This window comes from Mucilaginibacter sp. P1_D10 (assembly GCF_056406215.1).
In genome coordinates, this window is the sequence record NZ_JBFUAP010000009.1 from 163,824 (window position 1) to 188,141 (window position 24,318).

Below are 24,318 nucleotides of genomic sequence, written 5' to 3' on the forward strand. Positions count from 1 at the left end.
AAAATACCCGCAACGGGTATGATAATAAATTTGCCAAACCTGTATTAGTATGCCATCAACGCAAAGGCTCAGCCAAAGAGAAACAACATTTAACCACGAAGTTGTAAAACGTTTCGAGCTGTATAACAGCTTGTTTCAAACGCTGCCCTTTTACCAGGTTAAGGACACCGGCATTTTGCTGCCTTTCTTCAGTTCGCATTGCGATAAGGGGGCGGTAGAGCAATTATCGCCCACCGAGGTCATCGAATCTTTCTTCAAAAAATATGTACCGGATATCGATCACCGCGAGCAACTGAACCGTTTGTTCCGGTTTATACAATATATAGAGCGGCAGGTGGTTTTATTCGATGCTATCGAAGATTCCTCGTTCGGCAAGGTTGGTCGCTCTGATGATACCGGCACCCTGCAAAGCATGGTGTACCAGGCCTCGCTCAGCGATGAAGCGCGCGACAGCTTCAGTAAACAGCTTAAGGATTTCTCACTGCGTTTGGTGCTTACCGCGCATCCTACCCAGTTTTACCCCGGCACGGTGCTCGGCATCATGACCGACTTGATAGAGGCCCTTAAGACCAACGATATCCCCAGCATTGATGCATTATTGCAACAATTGGGCAAAACGCCGTTCTTTAATAAAACTTCACCAACGCCGGTGGATGAGGCGGTTAGTCTGGTTTGGTTTTTAGAGAACGTGTTTTATAATGCTCTCTCGGCCATCCAATCAAAAATGCACGAGGAGTTTGATTTGGATAGCGCGCACCAGGTGCTGGAATTAGGCTTCTGGCCCGGCGGCGACCGCGACGGCAACCCCAATGTTACTACTGAAACGACCCGCCAGGTGGCCATATTGCTGCGCAAGCATATCTTCCGCTCGTATTACCGCGATTTCAGGGTGCTGAAACGCCGCATTACCTTCCGCGGTTTTGGCGATAACCTGGTGAAGCTGGAAAAACTACTGTACGATAACGCTTTCAGCACGCCCGAGAACCCTAAGGATTTGCAGCCCGAAATGCTGGATATCCTAAAATCTATGCGCGAAACGCTGGTAACCAGCCACGATAACCTTTTCGTAGACATTGTGGAGGATTTGATACAGAAGGTACAGCTGTTCGGCTCGTACTTCGCTACTTTGGATATACGGCAGGACAGCCGCGTGCTGCGCAGCGTATTCGATTACGGTACCAAGAAGATATATACCGGCGTGCCAAAAGGTTACGCAGAAATGGACGAAGCCGCCAAACTAAAAACCCTGCCCTTTACCGAGGCCGATTTTGTTTGCCCAACCGATGCCGACGATATGACGCGCGATACGCTGGATACCATCCGCCTGATGCGCCAGATACAAGAGAGCAACGGCGTAAAAGGCTGCCAGCGTTTCATCATCAGCAATTGCCAGCAGGCATCTGATATTTTGCAGTTGATAGACCTTTTCTTGTGGAGTGGCTGGAAGAAAGAAAAGCTTACCGTTGATTTTGCGCCACTGTTTGAAACCGTGAACGACTTAATACACGCCGGCGATGTGATGGAAACGCTGTACACGCATCCTTTCTACAAAAAACACCTGCAAAGCCGTGGCAACAGGCAAAGCATAATGCTTGGTTTTAGCGATAGCACCAAAGATGGCGGTTACCTGATGGCCAACTGGAGCATTTATAAGGCCAAGGTGGAACTTACCGCCATTGCCCGCAAACACAATATCGACCTGGCCTTTTTTGATGGCAGGGGTGGCCCACCGGCACGTGGCGGCGGCAAAACGCACCGCTTTTACGCATCTATGGGTACCGAAATTGCCAACGACCATATCGAACTCACTATACAGGGCCAAACCGTAAGCTCACAGTATGGCTCGGTAGAAACAGCAAGGTTCAATACCGAACAGTTGATCAACGCCGGCGTAACATCGGCATTGCAGCCAAACCCTAACGATACTTTGGATAAAAGCGATAAAGCCCTGATAGCCCAAATGGCCGAAGCCAGCCACGGGCGTTTCCTGGCCCTGCGCGAGCAGCCTTTGTTTGTAGAATACCTGGAGAAATTCAGTCCCTTGAAATTGCTGTCACAGATAAACATCAGCAGCCGCCCAACCAAGCGTAATGCATCGGCCAAGCTAAAACTGGAAGATTTGCGTGCCATCAGTTTCGTAACCTCATGGAGCCAGCTAAAGCAAAGCATCCCCGGTTTTTACGGCGTGGGCACTGCGCTTAAAACGATGAAAGATGCTGGTAGCTGGGAGGATGTGAAGGCCCTTTACCAAAAATCGGGCTTCTTTAAAACCATGCTGGATAACTGCATGATGTCGATGTCGAAATCCGATTTCCGCGTAACAGCTTATCTCGAAAAAGACAAGAAATTCGGCAAATTCTGGAAAGGATTGAAGGATGAATTCGAACTGACCAAGGCCCTGTTATTAGAGCTTACCGGAATGAGCGTATTGATGGAAGAATCGCCGGTAGAACGTCGCTCTATCGCCATCCGCGAAAAAATCGTACTGCCGCTGGTTATCGTACAGCACTACGCCCTGCAATGTTTAAATAACACGCAGGACGAAGAACTCATCGGCATATACAACAAACTGGTAATACGTACCGTGTACGGTATTGTGAATGCGGGGAGGAATTTGGCGTAAGCAGTTTTCGCGCAAAGGCGCTAAGCCGCAAATTGTTTTTTTTCAATGCTAACTTAAGGTCTAAAGTAGACGCATCGCGTTGAACGATTTTGTAGCAGCGGATTGAAATCCGTTGCTACAAAGCAAAACCTCAATAAAGAACTGTAGGTTCGGCCTAAATAAAATGTAAATATAGGTCGTACCTGCGGTCGACGTCATCAAGTAAGCCCAATAGAGATTGCGCCATAGGTGCAAAATGTCGGTAGAAAACAAATAGCAAATATCATAGCGTGCCGTTAGGTACGCAACATCGCGAGTTTCGTACCTGGCGGCACGATTTTGTTTGGGCCATTGATATGCCACCGACATTAAACCCCGATGGGGTTCCTTCCGTCGTTGTCGAGGTTGTCACCAACAACCCACAAATCCTCCCCATTTTCTTAAAAGGTAAAATAATCAGCCCATCGTAAAATAAAACCCTGCTTTATTAAACAGTAATAGCTTAAGTTTGTTAAACCAATTATAAACTTAAGATACCCCCCTCCATGAAACAACTGGCTGGCATAGCTTTTATAGCAATCGTATTTTTTTCGTTGCAGGCCTGCAACGAAAACCGCAGAGCCAAAAATTACAACGATACCGTTTTAGATGGCGATGCGCAGAATTTTATTAATGAGGGCGTTGAGGGTTTAAGCACAGGCATTCAGCTTTCGCAACAGGCTATAAAAACCTCGCATAACCGGTCTATAATAGATTTTGCCAAAGATGCGGTAACAGCACACGAAACTGCTCTTAGCGATTTGAAAAAGCTGGCCGCCAGCCATTCCGCCAAAACGCCTGATACTTTATCCAAAATACATTCACTAATGATTGCCGAGCTCGCCAAAAAGTCGGGTGCCGGGTTTGATAAGCAATATATACAGGCCATGGTTGAAGATAACGAACATGCTATTGCGCTGTTTAAAACCGTAACAGGCAACCCAAATAAAAACGTAATCGCCCTTGCGGATAAAACCCTCCCTAAGCTAAGGGAGCAGCTTAAGCGCGCCAATGATATCTGTACCGATTTGTTGTAAGCTGCTTTTACACCTCGAACGCAGGTTTTGCCATGCTCCAAAACTCATCCAACGCGATGATACGGGGTTTGAAGAAAGAGATAAGCCGGGGCCAATCTTCTTTTTGGAAAATGCTTACCGGTCGCAATTCGGCGTAAATGCGGCTGATAGTTTTACCATAGTCGTCCGCAACGTGTAGTTGCCATTCCCAATCCTCACCTAAAGTATCGCGCAACATAGTCTTGTAACTTTCGAATTGCTCGAAGAAGAGTTGTTGCAGTTCTATATCGGGATGGCTCAACTCTATGGCTATGGTGGCGTGCTTATTATCCGCCTGCATCTTAAAAAAAATGTGCTTAACGCCTGTTTTGTAGTTTATCCAGTTGATGCGCAGGCCATCGGCAGAAAGTACCGGCCCCATGTATTGGCCGAAGGCGGTCCAGAATGCTTGCTTTAATTGAGATGCCTGGTCTTTTGAGTACATGTAAATGAATAATCGGCAAAGATAGCTTAATATTTACCCGCTGAAAAATCGTCGGGTTTATTTACTTTAGCAAAACCAATCATCCGCATCTGCATGAAATATCTTTTATTGCTCCTCCTGCTACCCGCAATTGCCTTCAGCCAATCCGCCCCAAAACCATATGGCCCCTTGCCAACCAAAGGGCAATTGCAATGGCAGGAAACCGGGATGTATTGCATCATCCATTTCGGGCCAACCACCTATAAGGACAAAGAATGGGGCTATGGCGACGAAGGCGCGGGGATAGTAAACCCAACGCAGTTTAGCGCTATGCAGATTGTAGGCGCGGCTAAGGCCGGTGGCTTTAAAGGCATCGTAGTGGTAGCCAAGCACCACGATGGTTTTTGCTTATGGCCCACTAAAACCACTGATTATAATATCTCCAACAGTCCCTACAAAAACGGTAAGGGCGATATACTGGCCGAGTACCGCGCCGCCTGCGATAAGCTGGGCATGAAGATGGGCGTGTACTGCTCGCCCTGGGACCGCAACAACGCGCTGTACGGCAAGCCCGAATACGTTACCAACGTTTACCGCGAGCAGCTTAAAGAGTTATACAGGCGCTACGGACCGCTGTTTATGAGCTGGCATGATGGCGCCAACGGCGGCGATGGCTATTATGGCGGCGCGAAAGAAGTGCGCACTATCGACCGCTCTACCTATTACGGTTGGGACGAAACCTGGGGCATCACCCGCATGCTGCAACCCAACGCCGCCATTTTTGGCGATGTTGGCCCCGATGTTCGCTGGGTAGGTAACGAGAATGGCCAGGCCGGCGTTACCAGTTGGGCCACCTATACGCCGCATGCGCCTGATGAGGGCAAACGCCCCGGCAACGGCTACGTAAAAGATTATGAGGGTACCGAGGGCCACCGCGACGGCAAATACTGGATGCCTGCCGAATGCGACGTATCGCTGCGGCCGGGATGGTTTTACCATGCAAGGCAGGATGACTCGGTGAAGGACGAACACAAGTTAATGGACCTGTACTTTCAAAGCGTAGGCCGCGGCGCCAGTCTGGATTTGGGCCTCTCGCCCGATAAGCGCGGCTTGCTGAACAACCATGATGTGGCGGCCTTGCAGTCGTTTGGCCAATTGCTGGAGAGTACTTTCGCCGTAAACCTGGCAAAAGGGGCAACGCTTACGGCGAGCAATACCCGGGCCGGTAGCAAAAAACTGTTTGGTGCACCCAATTTACTCGATAGCGACCGTTACAGCTATTGGGCTACAGACGATAACGTAACCAACCCGCAATTGGTAATTGATATGCATAAACCAACGGTATTCAGCGTTATACGATTACGGGAGAATATCAAACTGGGCCAGCGCATTGAAGAAGTAGCTGTTGATGCCTGGCTGGCCGGTAAATGGGAGCAAATAGCAACGGCTACCAGCATTGGCGGCAACAGGCTTATACGCCTGGACAAAGGCATTAAAACGCAAAAAGTGAGGTTGCGGGTAACCAAATCGCCGGTTTGCATCGCCCTGAGCGATTTTGGATTGTATTTCGAGCGTCGTTTTGCAACGCCATTGGTATTTCCTGATAGTAATTAAAGCATATGAAATTGATGAAAAACGCCTTGTTGGTAGTTAGTGTCCTATTAGTTTTATCGGTTGACCACGTGTTCTCGCAGGAAAATACCTTGTTTGATGCAGGTGTTAAGCCTGTATTGATTTCTAAAGTATTTGCTTTTACCGAAGGCCCCGCCGTGGATAAAAAAGGCAATATCTTTTTTACCGACCAGCCCAATAACAAGATTTGGGAGTACACCACCGATGGGCAGCTATTTGTGTACATGGATAGCACCGGTAGAGGCAATGGTATGTACTTTGACCCGAAGGGCAACCTGATTGTTTGTGCCGATGAGCATAACCAGCTTTGGCTGGTAAAGCACGGGAAAAAGAAAAAAGTACTGCTGGATAACTACCAGGGCAAATTGCTTAACGGGCCTAACGACCTTTGGATACACCCCAACGGCAACATTTACTTTACCGACCCATACTACCAACGCCCCTGGTGGACCCGCACCAAACCCGACCAGGACGGCCAAAAGGTGTACTACCTGCCCAAAGGTAAAACCGAGGCAGTGATGATTGAGGACAGCCTGAAAAGACCCAACGGTATAGTAGGCTCGCCCGACGGGAAGCTTTTATACGTGGCAGATATAGGCGATGGTAAAATTTATAAGTACAACATCAACGACGACGGCAGCCTGAGCGGCAGAAAACTGTTCATCAACAAAGGTGCCGATGGCATTACGCTGGATAACCTGGGCAACCTTTACCTGGCCGGCAATGGCGTAACGGTTTTCAACCCCGATGGCGTACAGATAGCCCATATAGATGTGCCCGAACCCTGGACGGCCAATATCTGCTTCGGCGGAAAAAACCGCGATGTGCTGTTTATGACGGCATCAAAAGCTATTTACACCATGCAAATGAAGGTGAAAGGGGTGGAGTAGGGGTGGTTCATGGGGGATAGTTTGTGGTTTGAGCTGCCGACTTTTAACGCTAATTATTTTTATCTTTGATATGATAAACAGGAGGTAAAATGAAAACTAATCATCATGCAATTAATGAAGACGTGTTCAAACCCATATCCACCGTTTCGCCGGAAGAAATTTTAGCTGCGGGCGGAGCCACTGCATTTGGGATAAAAACAGGGAAAAACGCTCAAGAATTGAAAAAGGCGCTTCGGGACGTTCCCAAGCCTGAGCCGTTCACCGATGAAGAATGGAATACGCTCGTCAATCAGTTGGAGAACGATAAATGATAAATGTTTTATTGGATACCAATATCCTGGTTTATTTATCGAGATCAACAGACACAGACGGCCTTATCGAATTTATAGCAACTGAAGGTGCTAATTTATATGTTTCTGTAGTTTCTGTTGCAGAAATCAGATCATTAGCAATCAGAAATAAATGGGGGCCCGCCAGGCTTAATTTGATAGAGAGTTTTTGGGATAAGATAAATATTGTCGAAATCACCCAACTTTACGTCAATGCCTACGCCCAGATTGACGCTTACGCACAACGTTTAAACCCGGATTTTGTAGACTACCCTTTCGCTACGCCCAGAAACATGGGCAAAAACGATTTGTGGATTGCGTCATTAGCCGCGTTGTTAGGATTAGTATTAGTGACGACGGACTCTGATTTTGAACACTTAGATAATGTGTTTTTTTCAGTAAGAAAAATTAATCCATCAGAATTTAAAAGATTTAAATAAAGCGTTTTACCTTTCGTCTAACTAGCCGGGCGATACATGTACCCATCGTCGATTTTATTTCCCCCACTTTTTTAAGATTGCTTTCACTGCCTGCTCATATTTAACAGAATCATCCATCGGTGCGTCCACTAAGTGCCACAGGTTTAAGAGTTTGTTATGGTTATTTATCCTATAAAACCCGTATCCGATGCTTTGTCCAGATAAGGCGTAGCTTGCAATTAGGTTATTTGTTGTATCGAGGTTGGGGTTTGGCAAATCCTCGAAACCTTTCACGTAAGTTATCTTATGATGGATGGTGTCCCTCAGGTAAAGATGATAGGTAGGGTTTGCTCTGCCGCCGGTGTTGTAGAATACCATAATATCCCGCACACTATCGTTGTTCATGTCTTTAAACCCGATAAAATTACCCCTACTGTATAATGAATCCCTGAAGATGAGACTGCTTTTTTTGCCATTGGTATGCACGTAGCTTAAAACGGCATTTTTTTCATTCTCGTCATCGGATTCATCTTTTAAGACGGTATATAACAATTTGTAAGAGGTGTCTTTAAAAGGATAGATGAGCTGATTGCCGTAAATAGTAGTATCCACTTTTCCGCCCATCATCATATGCCCGGTACTAATTTCCCGACGCTTGGCCCTACTAACCAGATTAGTGGATACGACGAGCCGTAAAGCCTTCTGTTTCTTCCACTCCTCCAGCGCGCTCTTATAAAAGTCTTTGACTTTTTGACGATTGCCATCTATATAAGCCCGGAACTTCGTACCGTCGTGCTTGTAAACCGTTAGGTAAGATGCATCGGTGAGGGCGGTTGAGCGGTCTTTGAGGGTGATGCTGTCTATGTCCTTATAAAAAGCGTAATCTATCGTTGTTTTTTGCTGCTTGTATTGTGCAATCCAATAACCGGCAATACGCTTATCGCTAAAGAAACTGCCGCCTTCTTTAATTCCGTACCATATGGTAGCGCCTTGCGCATCAAACAAGATGATATTCTCGTCCTTATCCAGCAGGCCAAGTGTGCGGATGTATTGGATGTCTTTTTCAGACATATCCTGGCCACGTTTCGCGCCCGTGTTGCAAGCCGAAAATAGCATGGCCAGTATAGGGAGCCATACAATACAATTTATGGTATTGATGGAGATGCGGTTCATCCTACGATTGTTATACAATCTTCCGCTATCAACGCCTCTCCGCGGTAGCGCCTAATGAGCTGCGCGGTGGCGACAACATCTTTTTGGCAATAGGTGCAGATACGGGGGAGGTCGTCTTCTACCCAGTAAACATGGCCAACCTGGCTGCCGTCGATATCGTCTTTTGGAGTGGGGATATCAAAGATGGCCGTAAGCAGGCTTAACGAGGTATAATTTTTATAATCGCCGAATTTCCAAAGCTCCATGGTGTCCAGGTGGTTTATTTCCCAGGGCTTTTTCCCAGCTATCTGCAAATGTGGCGGGAAGGGAACGCCATGGATGAGCATACGGCGGCAGATGTACGGGAAATCGAATTCCTTGCCGTTGTGCGCACACAGGATGATGCTCGGCGGCTGGCTGCTCAGCATCTTGCTAAAATCCATCAGCAGCTCTTTTTCTTCGTGCCCGGCGAAGGATTTTACGCGCAGTCCGGCTTTCTTCCCGTTCAGGAAAATCCCAACCGATATACAAATAATCTTGCCGAATTCGGCCCAGATACCGGCACGGTCGTAAAACTCCTCGGGCGTAGCCTCTTTACGCTGGTACTGCGTTTTCGCATCCCATAGTTCCTGGAAATGTTCGGGTACTTCGGCAAAAGCGGGATACTGCGGTACGGTTTCAATATCCAAAACCATCAGGTTACCCAGGTCGTATTGTTCAAGCATAATGATACGAATTAAACGAAATTTCACGAAAGCAAAAATCCTTAATTGTAGAGACGCAATATTTTGCGTCTGACGTATGCAAATCAGTCATGCAATTCAGTCATGTAAATCGTTTACCTGTCCTGCTGGAGACGCAAAATATTGCGTCTCTACGAAAGGAAAATTCGTGTTCATTCAATTAGTCTCATTTTTTATTCTTATCGAGCACTTCAAAATAAGCACTCAGGGTATTTCCAGCCGCATCTACCAGCGTCAGTTTATGCTTCCCAGCCGATGGGTTCAGCGCCACCTGGTGGAAAGCGGTTGTTTCTCCCACGTACTTATCATCCAGATGCCAGAATATTTTGATGCCCGGCTGCCGGTGCGCAGCGTTGAATACCACGCGGCCGCGTTTGCCGTCGGCCTCCAGCGGCACGTATATTTTGGCGTTCTCTTTAGGGTAGATGAGCTCCATCGGGTTACCATAGTCGGCATCCCCGCAACCGGGTTTAAATGGCGGCAGTACATGATATTGGTAGTTTTTGGCCTTGTAATAATATTCGATAGATGGCGGCAGCACGAACCAGCTTTTGTTGACGATGCGCTCCGGCAATTCGCAATTGCCGGTAACCTGGTATTTTTCATCGGGCGAAAGGTGAACCAACCTATGCCATGGGCAGGCGGCTGCTTTGAGCCCGGTTTTCGGCACCAATTGCTCCTCGGTATCATTGCAGTATTGCACGGCGCGGTATCCGCTTTGCTTGCATACGCTGATTTTCACCATCTCGCCCATGGGCATGGCAAACCAATCGTGCGTGGCAGGCAGCAGGCGAAATATCTCGAACAGGGCAGGGGCAGCGGTATTGATACCCGTTAGACCCGGGCGACCCTCGCCATCGGTATTGCCCACCCAAACGCCTACCACGTACTTGGGCGTAATGCCAATGGCCCAACCATCGCGGAAACCAAAGCTGGTGCCCGTTTTCCAGGCGATGCGCTGCGTAGAGCTGAACTGCTGCCAAAGCATCTCCTCGCCGGGGCGCATCACTTCTTCCATAGCTTGCAACGTAAAGTAAAGCGAACCGACATCCAGCAATCCGTTTTTTTCGAGCTGGGGTTCCTCTTTAGCAGGCAATTTATAAACCGGTGGGTGGTAATCGGCCGCATCGTACTTGCCGCGGTATTTTTGGTAATGGTTTACTACGCGGGCCATATCGGCATACATGCCGGCGAGTTCCCAAAGGGTATTTTCGCCGCCACCTAATATTAGCGAGAGGCCGTAATGGTCGGCCGGCTGCTTCAGGGTGGTAACGCCGGCTTTCCTCAGCATATCATAAAAACGTTCGTACTTGTATTGCTGTAGCATTTTCACTGCAGGCACATTAAGCGAACGCGAGAGGGCATTTGCGGCGGGCACTGCGCCATCATAACTCAAATCGAAATTCTCGGGATGATAGCCTGATATTTGGGTGGGCACATCGGGTATCAGGCTATTGGGTAATATGAGGCCATCGTGCAGCATGGAAGCATAAAGCAAGGGCTTAAGCGTGCTTCCGGGACTACGTGGCGCGTTGATGACATCTACGTCGCTCTCCATTTCGGGGTCGTCGCGGTGCGATATATTGCCCGCGTAGGCCAGCGTTGCGCCGGTCTCCACATCCAGAACGATGGCCGCGATATTGTTGATGTCGTTGCCTTTTAAAGCCTGGTGGTGCTGTTCTATAATGCCGGCAACCTGCTGCTGCAGGTTTGTTTTTATTGTGGTGGTGATGCGGGTATCTGCCAGCGGTTGGCTGCGCGAATCGGCCTTGAAGCGTTGCAACAAATGGGGGGCTACTTGCGGCAGGGCTACGGGTTTATCCGGCACAGGCTCAAACTCGGCAAGTTTGGCGGTGGTGCTGTCTATAATGCCTTGCTTATAAAGCCTGTTCAATAGCAGGTTGCGTTTCTTTAAAAGGGTAAGCCTGTTTTTGCCGGGATGCACCAATGATGGCGAGTTGGGCAGTACGGCCAGTGCGGCCATCTCGCCCCAGGAGAGCTTATCCGGCCCGCGACCGAAATACCGCCACGAGGCGGCATCCAATCCGATAACGTTGCTGCCGAATGGCGCGTTGCTGGCATACATGGCCAGTATTTCATTTTTGCTGTAGCCAAGTTCCAGCCGCAGCGCCATGAATATTTCGCCTATTTTATTGAGGATGGTGCGTTTGTGCCGGGTGGCCAGGCGCATTACCTGCATGGTGAGCGTGCTGCCGCCGCTGGTTACCCTGCCGGTACGGATGTTTTGCCTGATGGCACGGCCGAATGCCAGCGCGTCGAAACCGGGGTGGTGCAGGAAACGCTTATCTTCGAACGCGATGATGCACTGCTTGAACTTTTCGGGAACGCTATCGTTGTAAGGGAAACGCCACTGCCCATCGGCGGCGATGGATGCGCCCAGTAGCTGACCCGCGTCATCGTCGATAACGTAGGAGGTAGGGGAGTTGAATAGCGGACTGGGCAGGCAAAGCGCAAACCAGGTGATTAAGGCCAGTAAAATGGTCGTTATAATAATTACTTTTGGCTTTTTGAATCGTTGTTTGAGGTGCTGTACAGAAAATTGCATTAAAAGCCGGGCGTTTAAAATCCAGCCTGAAAATAGCTAAATTATCGATAACAAAACGGCGACACTATATTTAATTAACGGCTACCCTGATCTAAATTGGCAGATATATTTAAATTTAAGCAGTTCGACGTTGACCAGGCCGGTTGCGCCATGAAGGTAAACACAGATGGCGTTTTGCTGGGCGCTTTGGCCACTCCTGATAAGCCCCAAAGCATTCTTGACATCGGCACCGGAACAGGTGTTATTGCCCTGATGCTGGCGCAACGATTTGCTGATGCACAGATAGATGCCGTTGAGATAGATGCAGGCGCGGCGCAAACGGCTAATGGAAACTTCAGAGCATCAGCCTTTGCCGATCGGCTGAATTTATTTGCTTCTGGATTCGAAACGTATTTCGAAAGCTATCCCAATGTGAAGTATGACCTTATCGTAAGCAACCCGCCATTCTTTATAAACTCACTCAATTCGCCCTGGGCGACGAGGAATTTGGCGCGACATGCCGATGATGCTTTTTTTGAAAGATTGATAAAATGCGTCGCCGGGCACTTAACCTCGGATGGCCTATGCAGCATGATATTGCCATTGGAAACCGCCAACCTGGTAAAAGTGCTATTGCCGGAAAACGAGCTGCATGTGCAAAGCACCATCAGCATAAAATCCTTCGCCGAATCGATACCACACCGCGAATTGCTTACCATTGGCAGGCACAAGAAAATTGTGGATGAAGATGAATTTGTTATTTATGATGCGCCGAAGGTGTATTCGGAGGGGTATCAGAATGCATTGAGGGGGTTTTTGACGATATTTTAGAAGATTGTCTGAACTCGAATTAAACGAATTTTATGAATTCACAGAATTATTGTGCATACAAAAAGTTAATTCTATAAATTCCTCTAATTCCATAAAATTCGAGTTCAGACAAAAAGCAAATTCGAGTTCAGATATTCTACAACTCGTAAACCACACTTTTCTCCGGTATCGTTACCTTATAACCCTCCGGCTCCAGTGCATCCGCCAATGCCTGCATGCTTACCTGTTCGCCGTGTACTAAGAATACACCCTTTAGCTTATCAACATCCTGTTGCATGATGTTATTCATCAGGTCTTCATGATCGCCGTGGGCGCTTAGTACATCTGTTTTTTTGATGGTGGCGTAAACGGACAGGTCGCGGTCTTTAATGTGTACGATAGGGTCGCCGCGCAGCAGGCGGTAGCCTAAAGTGCCCTTGGCGCAATAGCCTATGAATAATATGGTGCAGTAATAATTCTGGATATTATAAAACAGGTGGTCCTGTATGCGGCCACCCTCCAGCATGCCTGCCGAGGAGATGATTATACAAGGCTCGTAATAGTTAGATACCTGGCGGCTGTCCTTAAGTGTTTCCACATAGGTGAGGTTATCGAACTCGAACTCATCGCCCTGGCGGTTGTAGAACTCCTGCGCCTCGGGGTTTACCTGGCTGTGATGCTTGCGGAATATCTCCGTAGCGCGGGTAGCCATGGGGCTATCCACAAAAATGGCAACCGGCGGCAGTAGTCCGCTGCTGAATATCTTATTCAAAGCAAAAACCAACGACTGCGTGCGCCCGATACTAAATGCCGGGATAATCAACCGCCCCTGCTCTTTGATACATACTTTATCGATGGTTTCCACCAAGGTTTCTTCTACGCTTTTGCCCTTGGTGTGCATGCGGCCGCCGTAGGTAGCCTCGCTTACGATGTAATCTACCTGTGGCAGGGGTTCAGGGTCGTTTAGTACGGGGTAGTTTTTGCGGCCTATATCGCCTGTGAAGGCAATGGACTTCTCCACGCCATCTTCTGTCACTTTAAAAACTGCGGCCGCAGCACCTAATAAGTGCCCTGCCTGTATAAAAGTAAGTTCTATTTCCCCGTTGATGCGGAACGGACGATTATAGCCAATGGTAACAAAACGCTCCACCGTATCCATCACATGTTTTTGCAGGTACAATGGTTGCGGGCCGTTGCCGCTGCTGTGTTTATGGCGTTTACGGCTGTGCCTGCCCTTGTTGGCTTTGCTTAAAAAAATATTGACGGAGTCTATCAGCAACAGTTCGGTAAGGTCGGCAGTGGGGGGCGTGCATAAAATCTGCCCGCTGAAACCCATGCGCACCAGCGTAGGCAGGTTACCCGAGTGGTCGATATGCGCATGGGTGAGCACTACCACATCTATCTTCTCCGGGTCGAAGCCGAAATCCTCGTTAACCTGTATATTATGGTCCTTCTCGTAGTCGAGCCCGCAATCAATCAGTATCTTATATTGGCCAACCTGCAATAAATGCATGCTGCCGGTTACCTGCCGGGCCGCCCCGTGTATGGTTAGTTTCATTCTTCTTAGTTCATAGTTGATTGTTCATAGTTCATAGCCGATTGTTCATAGTTGATGGTTTGTAGTAACAAAAACGCCTGATATTGAGCTACCATTAACTATGAACCATAAGCTATGAACTAACTTCATACTGCAACTGGCTCAGGTACCTGTAAAGGCCCTGCTCGTTGGCTACCAGTTGCTGGTGGGTGCCGCTTTCGATGATGTGCCCTTTCTCCAGTACGATTATCTTATCCGCTTCGCGGATGGTGGAGAGGCGGTGCGCGATAATGATTGACGTACGACCTTTCATCAGTTCTTCCAAAGCCTCCTGCACCAAACGCTCCGACTCGGAGTCTAAAGACGAGGTTGCCTCATCGAGGATCAATATAGCAGGATTTTTTAACAATGCACGTGCGATGGCTATCCTTTGGCGCTGCCCGCCCGAAAGTTTTACGCCGCGCTCGCCAACAACAGTTTCATAAGCCTCGGGGAAGGAGGTGATGAACTGATCGGCATTGGCGCGTTTGGCGGCTTGTATAATCTCCTCCTTACTGGCATTCAGCTTGCCGTAGGCAATATTCTCCATAATGGTACCGCCAAAAAGCAATACATCCTGCGGCACTATAGCCACCTGGTTGCGGATATCGGTCAGGGCAAATTCATCGGCCGGGCGTCCATCAAACAATATCGTGCCGCTTTGCGGATGGTAGAACTGCAATATCAATGCCGCCATGGTAGATTTTCCCGAACCGCTCGGACCTACAATGGCCACTTTTTGCCCAGCCTCAGCATCGAAAGAAATACCATTCAAAACGGTAAGCTCCGAACGGGAAGGGTAGGCGAATTGCACGTCAGAGAAAGATAGGTTGCCGTGGATTTTCTGTTTGATATCGTTATCAATTTTATTCATGGAGATATCCTCGCCGGTCTCGTCTAAAATTTCAAACACCCGTTCGGTAGCGCCGATTGCCTTTTGCAGGTTGGCGTATAAGTCGGGCAGGCTACCCATAGCAGCGCTAATGAAGGCAGCGTAGATAATAAATGTGATAAGTTTACCAAAGGTCATCCCGTTATCGTGGATAGATACCAGATATGAGCCGTACCATACCTCACAAAATACGGTGCCGAACAAACAGAAAACAATAAACGCACCAAAAAGGCCGCGATATTTTGCCCCTTTCACCGCGATATTCACCACTTGTTGTAAATTTTTTTGGTAGCGCCCGGCTTCAAAAGCTTCATTCACGAAAGCTTTTACATTCGCGATGCCCTGCAGGGTCTCTTCTACAATGGTGTTTGATTCGGCCAACTGGTCTTGCGCCTGGCGCGATAATGCACGGATGAATTTACCGAAGAATATAGCTATACCAATTAAAAAAGGCAATACAATAAGCAAGGCAGCGGTTAGTTTTAGCGATACGATAGCCAGCAACGTAATACCACCAATCATGATGATGAGTTGCCTGATTATCTCGGCAAAGGTGGTGGTAAGGGTATCCTGTATTTGAGAAAGGTCGGCAGATATGCGGCTGTTTAGCTCACCAACGCGGCGGTTGGCAAAGAAATTCATGGGAAGGGTGATCAGCTTAAAATAAGTATCGCGCCTTAGGGTTGCGAGTGCGTTCTCCGCCACCTGTACGAACCAGGTAATGCGGAAGAACGATACGAAGCCCTGAATAAATAAAACTACGATAGCTATCTCGCCAATGGTAGTAAGATCGGCAGGGATAAATTTATAACGCTGTACTCCCTGCGCGGCATCTACCAATGCGCCAAAAAAACCGGGAAACGCAAGGCCTACAAGACTGGATAAAACAAGAAACGACAAGCCGCCTATAAATTTTGCCCTGTAAGGTTTTATGTAGCTAAGCAGCCTGCCAATGTTACGCAGGCTTTGCTTATTTATCTTCGCTTTAGGTAATTCAGCTTCTGCTTTGCTGCCACTATTCAATCGTCCTCTTGCCATGTATCAGTTTATGATTATCAACCTGCAAAACTAAGGGTTTATTAATGATAAAAAGTGAGCAAGGTCAAAATTGACGAAACTGTGAGGAGTGGGGTGAATTAATCTCACGCAAAGGCGCGAAGACGCAAAGAAAAAAAAGGCTTTGGATGCCAATTAATTTTATGAAATTGCTTGCTTATTAATTTAAACAATGGGAGTATACTGCTGTGCATATAAATTAAATGCCGAGAAAATTCGGTTTAATTTAGTTACGGCTTTAAATGATCAACTATTTAAACCTTCATTTTCTGAATATTTAAATGCGCAAAAGGAGGAAATGGGTAGAAGTATTTACAAGAATAACCAGGTGATTGAGTCTTTAGAATTATCTAAGATACTTTTTGCTTTAGAAGATTTGGAAAATTATGCGACCGCGACCTACTTGGGAATCATTTTAGATTGGCTGAGTAATCTGGATGAAATGGGGTATTTCAAAAAAGATGAGGCTGATGACATCTACTCTTTCTACGGTTTCGAGGAAATTTTTGATGCTCGCGGTAAATCTATGTGTTGGGTATATGGTAATCAGATTTATTCATTTGTATACCACAACAATTTAAAGGATCCGGAAAATTACGATGGACGTTATACGCTCTTGTCGAATACTGTCTACAAGTGTTATTTGACATACTTATTGACAGTCCTTAAGGCAATATGCCTCGATAAAGAATACCCGGATAATCCTTTCAATCGGTATCAGGACAGTGTTGTTACTGATTTCGAATTGCCTAATGACTACCAGGAACAAGCAACATTAGAACTTGTAGATATAAGGGAGGAAAATTTAAGAGAAGACTCCGAAGAAAAGACCGATTCTAATTATAGAAGGAGCAGTTCAGCTTGTCATTATCGTGTAGCTGATCAATTATTTTATGACATTGTTGAGCTCCGGAAAAGATTAGAAGGCTATCAAGGGAAGATATTAGATTATTACAGTTGACAAAATTTGCTCTTTGCGCCTAACCGCCTTTGCGTGAAATTATTCCTCTACCTAAACTCAATAATCACGCTATCCCCAACATTCAAACCCAACAACCCGCTGGCGTTGCCTTTGTTTATCGCAATCTCCAGGTGGTCGCTGATGCCGAAGAGGCAAAGCTTTTCGCCTTCGGGTACTTCGTTGTAATGCCAGCTGAGGTGGGTAATGGTTTCGTTGCGCTTAAACGAGAGCACGAAACGGCGGCCCTGCTGCACGCGGTTAAAAAACTCCTTGGTGATATTGGTAATCACATTCTGGAACGAATCGATATAGATGACCACCCCGCGTATCAGATTACTATCGATAACCGGGTGCAGGTTGGTTTTGTTTTCCACATCGCTTACCGGCAGGCCTATCTCGGCCAGTTTGCCCCCTTTGGCCAGGTGGCAGGCCGCTTTTACGAAGATATCTGCAAGCGGAAAGTGCAGGAATTTAAGGTCCTGCATAATGTTGATTTCTACAATCTCCTGTGGCTCAGTATCAAACATCAGCGAGAAGATGCCGTTATCTGCCCCCACAAAAAAGTGGTTCTTATAGCGCACGGCCAGGTACCGGGTGGCGTTGTTGTAAACGGTATCTATACCAATGAGGTGCACCGTATCATCGGGGAAATAGTAGAAGCTGTTTTTGAGGATGAATGCCGCCTGCTGCACGTTGAAAGCCGACACATTGTTAGTAATATCTACGATGTTTACTGTTGGCAACAACTTTAAAATACTACCTTTAAGGGCAGCCTGATAAATATCTTTATCGCCCAGATCGGTAGTTAAAGTTATAATCGCCATTAATTTTATAAATATTTATTGCTAATCTTGTGTGAGCATTTAAAGGTGCAAATATTAAATTTTTAATTCATAAAAATCTGCAACCGAAAAAATCAATTAGTATTGAACGAGCTAAAACTATCTATCGAGCAAGTAAACCCCGCGGTATTGTGGGGCCCGAATAACGATCATTTCGAGATACTTAAGAAGCAATACCCTAAGCTTAAAATAGTTGCGCGCGGCAGCGATGTAAAGGTTTTGGGCGATGAAGCCGAACTGGCACTGTTCCAGGATAAGTTCGACCGGCTGGTGCAGCACCTGGAGAAATACGAAAGCCTTAACGCAATTGATGTGGAGCGCATTTTGGGTGCTAAGCCTAAGCCTGCATCATCAACCGGTGAGCCTGCCGCAGCAGATAAATTTGCCAGCGGCGAGGTATTGGTGTTTGGGCCGAACGGTGTAATGGTACGTGCCCGCACTACCAATCAGCACCGCATGGTTGATGGTATCGGCAAAAACGATATCCTTTTTGCCATTGGCCCTGCAGGTACCGGTAAAACCTACACCGCGGTTGCCCTTGCCGTGCGTGCGCTCAAAAACAAAGAGATAAAACGTATTATCCTAACCAGGCCGGCTGTAGAAGCAGGGGAGAACCTGGGCTTTTTGCCGGGCGACCTGAAAGAAAAAATCGACCCGTACCTGCGCCCTTTATACGATGCGCTGGACGATATGATACCCGCCGAAAAGCTGAAACTGTACCTGGAGAACCGCACCATTGAGATTGCACCCCTGGCCTTTATGCGCGGCCGTACGCTGGATAATTGCTTTGTGATATTGGATGAGGCACAAAACGCCACCGATATGCAGCTGAAGATGTTCCTTACCCGTATGGGGCCATCGGCCAAATTTATCGTAACCGGCGACGTAACCCAGATAGATTTACCCAAGAAACAGCAATCGGGCCTGTACACCGCCCTGCGCATTTTAACCGACATCAAAGGTATCGATATCGTTTACCTAAGCGGCGAAGACGTAGTAAGGCACAAATTGGTACGAAGGATACTGGAAGCTTACGGGGATATACAGTAGAGATTTGAGATGTTAGATATGAGATTTGAGATTAGCTCAATCTCGTTTAACATCTGTATTGTAGAATTTAGCTGTGATGATTGGAGTTGGCGACAAACGAGGTTTGTCTCACATCTCATATCTCACATCTCATATCTAAAACATGAACGCTATAAAAGAAACACATTTCAATTTCGAAGGGCAAACGGCCTTCTATAAAGGCAAGGTGCGCGATGTATACACCATTGCCGATAAATACCTGGCTATGGTGGTTACCGACAGGATCTCGGCATTCGATGTAGTATTGCCAGAGCCTATCCCATACAAAGGGCAGGTGCTTAATCAAATCGCTGCTAAATTTTTAAAAGCCACAGCGGATATCGTGCCCAACTGGGTAGTAAGCGTACCCGACCCAAGCGTTACCATCGGCCGCATTTGCGAGCCTTTTAAGGTAGAGATGGTGATACGCGGCTACCTGGCCGGCCACTCGGCCCGCGAATATGCTTTGGGCAAACGACAGGTTTGCGGCGTTACGCTTCCCGAAGGCTTGAAGGAAAACGACATTCTGCCCGAGCCCATCATCACCCCAACTACCAAAGCATCGGTAGGGCACGATGAGGATATCTCGCGCGAGGATATTTTAGCCAAAGGCATCGTAAGCGAGGCAGACTATGTGCAACTGGAGGATTACACCCGCCGGCTTTTTGCCCGCGGTACCGAGATTGCGGCAGGGCAGGGGCTTATATTGGTTGATACGAAATACGAGTTTGGCAAAGTGGGCGATACCATTTACCTGATAGACGAGATACACACGCCCGATTCATCGCGCTATTTTTATAGCGATGGCTATCAGGAACGCCAGGCGAACAACGAGCCGCAGAAACAGCTTTCCAAAGAATTCGTACGCAGGTGGCTCATAGAGAACGGTTTCCAGGGCAAAGATGGGCAAACGGTGCCAGAAATGACGCGCGAGATAGTGCTTTCCATCTCTGAAAGGTATATCGAACTATATCAGCAAATTACCGGCGAAGCATTTGAGAAACCCGGCGACGAGGATGTTTTGCAAAGGGTAGAGCGGCATATCAACACCGCATTGGCAGCGTTGTAATTTTTTTTAATTGAAGATAAAAGTTATATCTTAGCTTTCTAATTATCCTAAAATGAAATATACGGTTGATAAGCACGAGAAATATATCCTTATTAAGCTTAACGAATCAAAACTGAACTCGCTGATTACGCCGCAGCTTAAATCTGAGCTGATACTGATCAATACTGAGGGYCAGCGCAATATCGTGCTCGACCTATCGCAAGTAAAATTTGCCGATTCATCGGGCTTAAGCAGCTTATTGGTTGGCCACCGCCTTTGCAAAAACGCAAATGGTTCTTTCATTTTGGCCGGCCTTAACGATGCTGTGGCCCGTTTGGTAACCATTTCGCAACTGGATAATGTACTATCCGTAGTGCCTACCTGCGAAGAAGCTATCGACCTTATTTTTATAGAGGAGATAGAAAAAGAATTGAAAAGAGAAATCAGGTAATTTTTTGCGGCGCCCGGTATGAAATTCGAAGTAACAATACTGGGCAGCAGCTCTGCAACTCCCATATTCAACCGTAACCCAACGGCCCAGGTACTCAACATCAACGAGAAACTGTACCTTGTTGATTGTGCCGAAGGGACGCAGCAACAAATGCTGCGGTTCGATGTAAAAGCCAGTCGGATAGATTATATTTTCATCAGCCACTTGCACGGTGATCACTACCTGGGGTTGGTGGGCCTGCTATCGTCCATGCACCTCAACGGCCGCAAAAAGCCCATGAAGCTTTTTTGCCCGCCTGCACTTAAAGAAATCATCGACCTTCAGCTAAAATATTCGGAAACTACGCTGCACTACCCGTTGGAATACGTTTTTACATCTGACGAGAAGCCGATGGTGATACTGGATAATCAGGATATTACCGTAGAAACCATCCCGCTGGATCACCGCATCACCACTACGGGCTTCCTGTTTAGGCAAAAGAAGCGACAGCGCAAGCTCATTAAAGAGAAAGTAGAGGAGCTTGGTATACCGGTGCCTTATTACACTTCATTAAAAAAAGGCCGCGATTATGAGGCCCCGGATGGCACCATCTACAAAAACGATACGCTCACTATCGATTCTGATGCGCCCAAATCATATGCCTACTGTTCAGATACGCTTTATAACCCAAGATACTTCGCGCAGATAGCTTCTGCTGATTTACTATACCACGAAGCTACTTTTTTGAATGATATGCTGGATAGGGCCGCTATTACCCACCACACTACCGCTCTGCAGGCTGCAGATGTAGCGTTAAAAACCAACGCAACTAAACTCATCATCGGCCATTTTTCGGCACGGTACAAAACCCTTAACGAACTGCTGGACGAAGCCCAAAGCCTGTTCCCCAATACAGAGCTGGCCACAGAAGGGAAAACTTTCGTTATATCGGAGTAAAACAGGTGAGTGGATAATGGGGAAATCTTAGTTGCACACGTTCATTCCCAACTCTTATAACTTTTCTAACTTTTCCCAATCTCCTCAAGGATGCGCCGCTACCCATACTTCGCCATCCTCAAAAAATTCTTTCTTCCAGATGGGGACCGTTTGCTTAAGGGTATCGATGATATAGCGGCAGGCTTCGAAAGCGGCATCGCGGTGCGCGGCAGATACGGCAATAACTACAGGCACTTCGCCCACTTGCAATACGCCCGTGCGGTGGTGTACCAGCACCTTCTGTATCGGCCAGCGTTCAAGTGCTTGTTGAATTATTTTATTTATCTCGCTGATTGCCATAGGTATATAGGCTTCAAATTCCAGCTTAACTACGGGCTTGCCTTTGGTAGCATTGCGAACGGTGCCTATAAAAACATCAATCCCGCCCGATTGTGGCGACATCACCCAATCGATGCAGGCCTTGATATCCAAAGGCTCGGAGAGAATTTTTACTTGGGTATCCATGCTTATCCTCCGCTTACAGGTGGTATTATAGCTACCTCGTCCCTTTCGGTCAGCACCAGGGTATCTTGTGCATATTCGTTATTTACGGCAACCATATAGCTGGCCAACTGCTTTAGGCGGGGATAGGCGTGCTCTAACCGGGCTTTCAAATCGCCCGTGCTGGCATCTCCGGGCAGGTCCACGTTTAGTGTGCTCGCGCCAAATATATCCTTAGCTATGCCGAATGCCAGTATCTCTATTTTCATCACCTTACAAATATGCGATTATCCGGCCTCATCCAATCAGAATTTATCGAAGGAAACACTTATTCCCCGGCCCGGTATGCAGCCAGCAAATCATCAACTAATATACCGTTAATCGTCATGCCGGTAGTATCGCAATCGCTGATAGCTGTATTGCTTAGGTCGCAATTAACTATTGTGCTGCCGTTCAGGTCGCAATCTTCAAACCTCAGGGGGCGTTGTTTCGCATTCGGATCGTGATTGGGGTGCCCCTTAGGCGGCATGCCGATGTTATGTATAAACGCCCCGCCGAGTTGCGCGCCCTCTATTTCCAAATCGCTTAGGTTAGCGTTGGTTATCTTCATCCCGGTAGCCGATACATCGTTCATCGTAGTATCATTAAGGCAGGCCATCCTGATGGTAGAACCGGTTAGGTTGGCTTCTTCTACATTTAGTTTCTTTGCGTCGTTTATAATATCCAGGGTTTGCATAGAATTATAGTTTAATACTCGAATATCGGCAATAAACAATAAACCGCTAAGTGCTGATTGCGACAAAAAACGGGCGTTATATGACGTATTTATTCCCCCCAGGCGGTTATCATCAGGCTGCGTTGCCCCGCCGTGGTTACGGTGTTCGCAAAGGTAAATGCCCTGCCAGGTTCCCAATGCCAGTCTGCCGTTGCGGATCGGGATAGTAAGCGAGCAGCCCAGCATAGCGGCTTTAAGGTGGGCGGGCATATCGTCGCTGCCTTCGTCGTCGTGCCGGTAGTCGGGGTCGTCCTCGGGTACGGCCTTGTTGAAATACATCTCAAAATCCTGCCGAACGGTTGGGTCGGCATTCTCGTTGATGCTAAGCGACGCAGAAGTATGCTGAATGAACACCTGGCATATCCCGGTTTTGAATTCGGTAAGTTGCGGCATAGCGTTTACCACTTCGGATGTAATGATATGGAAGCCCCGTCGATAGGGCCTCAGGTGCAGGCTTTGCTGGTATATTTTCATCTTAAATTAACACTGCTTTCAGACAGAAGTTCCTGGCAGGCAATATCAGCAAAAAAACAAAAAATAACTTGCTTGCAGACGGCCTATATATTACATTTGTAATGTATATAAAATCTATGGATTTTATATACATTTTAACCATCCATCAAGACACATAATCTTTAGCGCTATTATACTGATCTTATAAAAGCCAAGCCCGTTGCGCAAGCGCGGGCTTTTACATTAAAAAAAACAGCCGGTCAAAATCACTTAACTCAATATTTTGAAGCACCCCGCGCGAGATGCCCTTTCGCCTACCACTTAACAAATAGGCGAATCCCGGCTGTTTCATCTATATAACGGATGCAAGCGCAGATATGCAACAGGCTACGTAATAAATCAGAGCTTTAATTTCACTGCAAGGGTGGGGTAAAGCTCCAATACATCATCTGCAGTGTTTACATGATAATAGGTATTAAGCTTGGTGCCCATGTACAGCCCTCCTTTTAAGCGGTACCAAAACTGTGGCTCGGCATATAAGTAAAAGCGCTTGCCGGGTAGGGCGGGCGTAGCACCATCGCCATGGTATTTATTTTCGGTCCATATCGATGCGCTGCCGGCAAATTCGGCGCGGTAATTAAAAAGGCCCTTGTAAAAGTACAGTGTGTATAAAAAATCGTTGCTGGGTTTTGCGTAGGGCGTGTAGCGGTAATTGAGTACACTGCTGAGGTAAGCATTGCCTATTTTAAAGGGATAGCTTACACCTGCCGAATACGTATTGACGATGTAATAGCTGTACTGCCTTGGCGTGGTAATGCCTAATCCGCCGCTGTACTGCAGGTTGATGAATATCTTTGGTCGCCAAAACCGCAGCTCCTGCGAAACCTGCATATAGTATTTGCCCATGTTGTTTTTGTCGCCTATGAAATCGGCTTGCAGTTTGAGCAGGAAGGAGCCGGGCTTTATTACGCTTTTACCCGTATCCGGGGTTTTAAAATATTCGAAATACAGGGTAGGGTAATTTTTGGTGTTACGCTGAGGGTTTAGCGTGTGCCGTGCATCGTAGTGCAATTGCAGCTGTTGGGCCGCCGCAAAAACCGATAAATGCAGGAAAATGAAAAAACATAAAGATTTCATCTA

General features: G+C 47.2%; 23 protein-coding genes and 1 pseudogene. 12 read left to right on the top strand and 12 right to left on the bottom strand.

Translation table 11 applies throughout. The annotated features are described in order from the left end of the window. Nucleotides 1–49 precede the first annotated feature (49 nt). The gene (locus AC1DYT_RS15980; RefSeq protein ID WP_477470576.1) at nt 50–2,623 is read left to right on the top strand and encodes a phosphoenolpyruvate carboxylase; all 2,574 of its coding nucleotides are present in this window, start codon (nt 50–52) and stop codon (nt 2,621–2,623) included. A gap of 524 nt (nt 2,624–3,147) precedes the next feature. Beyond that, a complete protein-coding gene (locus AC1DYT_RS15985) occupies nt 3,148–3,678 on the top strand; it encodes a DUF4142 domain-containing protein (RefSeq protein ID WP_477470577.1) in 531 nt (176 codons plus the stop codon). A 7-nt stretch (nt 3,679–3,685) separates the two neighbouring features. Here AC1DYT_RS15985 and AC1DYT_RS15990 read toward each other — a convergent pair whose 3' ends face one another. Further along, entirely contained in the window at nt 3,686–4,141 is a 456-nt protein-coding gene (locus AC1DYT_RS15990) for a DUF4268 domain-containing protein (RefSeq protein ID WP_477470578.1), read from the bottom strand. Nucleotides 4,142–4,234: 93 nt separating this feature from the next. Here AC1DYT_RS15990 and AC1DYT_RS15995 point away from each other — a divergent pair, with 93 nt between their 5' ends. The 4 genes from AC1DYT_RS15995 (at nt 4,235) to AC1DYT_RS16010 (ending at nt 7,411) form a co-directional block, all read left to right on the top strand. Then, nucleotides 4,235–5,734 carry an alpha-L-fucosidase gene (locus tag AC1DYT_RS15995; protein ID WP_477470579.1) on the top strand — a complete coding sequence of 500 codons (1,500 nt, stop codon included), beginning with the start codon at nt 4,235–4,237 and terminating at the stop codon, nt 5,732–5,734. 5 nt (nt 5,735–5,739) lie between these two features. Then, entirely contained in the window at nt 5,740–6,642 is a 903-nt protein-coding gene (locus AC1DYT_RS16000) for an SMP-30/gluconolactonase/LRE family protein (protein ID WP_477470580.1), read from the top strand. Between the two features lie 89 nt (nt 6,643–6,731). Continuing rightward, nucleotides 6,732–6,953 (top strand): hypothetical protein, encoded by a 222-nt coding sequence (locus AC1DYT_RS16005; protein ID WP_477470581.1) that lies wholly within the window; start codon nt 6,732–6,734, stop codon nt 6,951–6,953. Beyond that, nucleotides 6,950–7,411, top strand: coding sequence for a type II toxin-antitoxin system VapC family toxin (locus AC1DYT_RS16010; protein WP_477470582.1), 462 nt, complete (start codon nt 6,950–6,952; stop codon nt 7,409–7,411). The genes AC1DYT_RS16005 and AC1DYT_RS16010 overlap by 4 nt, the downstream gene beginning before the upstream one ends. A 54-nt stretch (nt 7,412–7,465) precedes the next feature. Here the strand turns inward: AC1DYT_RS16010 and AC1DYT_RS16015 are convergent, their stop codons facing one another. From AC1DYT_RS16015 to pbpC, 3 genes are all read right to left on the bottom strand, one after another. Further along, nucleotides 7,466–8,563, bottom strand: a complete 1,098-nt coding sequence (locus AC1DYT_RS16015; protein WP_477470583.1) for an XAC2610-related protein — start codon at nt 8,561–8,563, stop codon at nt 7,466–7,468. Beyond that, entirely contained in the window at nt 8,560–9,267 is a 708-nt protein-coding gene (locus AC1DYT_RS16020; RefSeq protein WP_477470584.1) for a 3'-5' exonuclease, read from the bottom strand. The genes AC1DYT_RS16015 and AC1DYT_RS16020 overlap by 4 nt, the downstream gene beginning before the upstream one ends. Nucleotides 9,268–9,451: 184 nt before the next feature. Further along, complete coding sequence (gene pbpC, locus AC1DYT_RS16025) at nt 9,452–11,851, bottom strand: penicillin-binding protein 1C (RefSeq protein WP_477470585.1); 2,400 nt, start codon at nt 11,849–11,851, stop codon at nt 9,452–9,454. Nucleotides 11,852–11,947: 96 nt separating this feature from the next. Between pbpC and AC1DYT_RS16030 the strand changes: the two genes are divergently transcribed. Further along, nucleotides 11,948–12,661 carry a tRNA1(Val) (adenine(37)-N6)-methyltransferase gene (locus AC1DYT_RS16030; protein WP_477470586.1) on the top strand — a complete coding sequence of 238 codons (714 nt, stop codon included), beginning with the start codon at nt 11,948–11,950 and terminating at the stop codon, nt 12,659–12,661. Nucleotides 12,662–12,797: 136 nt separating this feature from the next. On the opposite strand, the gene AC1DYT_RS16035 is transcribed toward AC1DYT_RS16030, so the two are convergent. Both AC1DYT_RS16035 and AC1DYT_RS16040 read right to left on the bottom strand, forming a co-directional pair. Next, nucleotides 12,798–14,198, bottom strand: a complete 1,401-nt coding sequence (locus AC1DYT_RS16035; RefSeq protein ID WP_477470587.1) for an MBL fold metallo-hydrolase — start codon at nt 14,196–14,198, stop codon at nt 12,798–12,800. A gap of 112 nt (nt 14,199–14,310) precedes the next feature. Beyond that, nucleotides 14,311–16,146 carry an ABC transporter ATP-binding protein gene (locus AC1DYT_RS16040; RefSeq protein ID WP_477470588.1) on the bottom strand — a complete coding sequence of 612 codons (1,836 nt, stop codon included), beginning with the start codon at nt 16,144–16,146 and terminating at the stop codon, nt 14,311–14,313. A 190-nt stretch (nt 16,147–16,336) separates the two neighbouring features. Between AC1DYT_RS16040 and AC1DYT_RS16045 the strand changes: the two genes are divergently transcribed. Further along, nucleotides 16,337–17,125: a hypothetical protein gene (locus tag AC1DYT_RS16045; RefSeq protein ID WP_477470589.1), complete on the top strand. Its 789-nt coding sequence runs from the start codon at nt 16,337–16,339 to the stop codon at nt 17,123–17,125. 47 nt (nt 17,126–17,172) lie between these two features. On the opposite strand, the gene AC1DYT_RS16050 is transcribed toward AC1DYT_RS16045, so the two are convergent. Further along, nucleotides 17,173–17,949 carry an SAM hydrolase/SAM-dependent halogenase family protein gene (locus AC1DYT_RS16050; RefSeq protein ID WP_477470590.1) on the bottom strand — a complete coding sequence of 259 codons (777 nt, stop codon included), beginning with the start codon at nt 17,947–17,949 and terminating at the stop codon, nt 17,173–17,175. Between the two features lie 102 nt (nt 17,950–18,051). Here AC1DYT_RS16050 and AC1DYT_RS16055 point away from each other — a divergent pair, with 102 nt between their 5' ends. The 4 genes from AC1DYT_RS16055 to AC1DYT_RS16070 all read left to right on the top strand — a co-directional run bounded on the left by AC1DYT_RS16055 (nt 18,052) and on the right by AC1DYT_RS16070 (nt 21,470). Continuing rightward, nucleotides 18,052–19,017: a PhoH family protein gene (locus AC1DYT_RS16055; RefSeq protein ID WP_477470591.1), complete on the top strand. Its 966-nt coding sequence runs from the start codon at nt 18,052–18,054 to the stop codon at nt 19,015–19,017. Between the two features lie 142 nt (nt 19,018–19,159). Then, the gene (locus AC1DYT_RS16060) at nt 19,160–20,104 is read left to right on the top strand and encodes a phosphoribosylaminoimidazolesuccinocarboxamide synthase (RefSeq protein ID WP_477470592.1); all 945 of its coding nucleotides are present in this window, start codon (nt 19,160–19,162) and stop codon (nt 20,102–20,104) included. A gap of 52 nt (nt 20,105–20,156) precedes the next feature. Further along, nucleotides 20,157–20,534 carry an STAS domain-containing protein gene (locus tag AC1DYT_RS16065; protein ID WP_477458261.1) on the top strand — a complete coding sequence of 126 codons (378 nt, stop codon included), beginning with the start codon at nt 20,157–20,159 and terminating at the stop codon, nt 20,532–20,534. Nucleotides 20,535–20,552: 18 nt separating this feature from the next. Next, nucleotides 20,553–21,470 (top strand): ribonuclease Z, encoded by a 918-nt coding sequence (locus tag AC1DYT_RS16070; RefSeq protein WP_477470593.1) that lies wholly within the window; start codon nt 20,553–20,555, stop codon nt 21,468–21,470. A gap of 84 nt (nt 21,471–21,554) precedes the next feature. Here the strand turns inward: AC1DYT_RS16070 and AC1DYT_RS16075 are convergent, their stop codons facing one another. The 5 genes and pseudogenes from AC1DYT_RS16075 to AC1DYT_RS16095 form a co-directional block, all read right to left on the bottom strand. Next, complete coding sequence (locus AC1DYT_RS16075; protein WP_477470594.1) at nt 21,555–21,974, bottom strand: molybdenum cofactor biosynthesis protein MoaE; 420 nt, start codon at nt 21,972–21,974, stop codon at nt 21,555–21,557. A gap of 2 nt (nt 21,975–21,976) precedes the next feature. Next, nucleotides 21,977–22,219, bottom strand: a complete 243-nt coding sequence (locus AC1DYT_RS16080; RefSeq protein WP_477470655.1) for a MoaD/ThiS family protein — start codon at nt 22,217–22,219, stop codon at nt 21,977–21,979. 59 nt (nt 22,220–22,278) lie between these two features. After that, nucleotides 22,279–22,686, bottom strand: a complete 408-nt coding sequence (locus AC1DYT_RS16085) for a pentapeptide repeat-containing protein (RefSeq protein WP_477470595.1) — start codon at nt 22,684–22,686, stop codon at nt 22,279–22,281. Between the two features lie 89 nt (nt 22,687–22,775). Further along, nucleotides 22,776–23,199, bottom strand: a pseudogene (locus AC1DYT_RS16090) (secondary thiamine-phosphate synthase enzyme YjbQ). 378 nt (nt 23,200–23,577) lie between these two features. Further along, nucleotides 23,578–24,315 (bottom strand): DUF5020 family protein, encoded by a 738-nt coding sequence (locus tag AC1DYT_RS16095; protein WP_477470596.1) that lies wholly within the window; start codon nt 24,313–24,315, stop codon nt 23,578–23,580. Nucleotides 24,316–24,318: the final 3 nt, after the last annotated feature.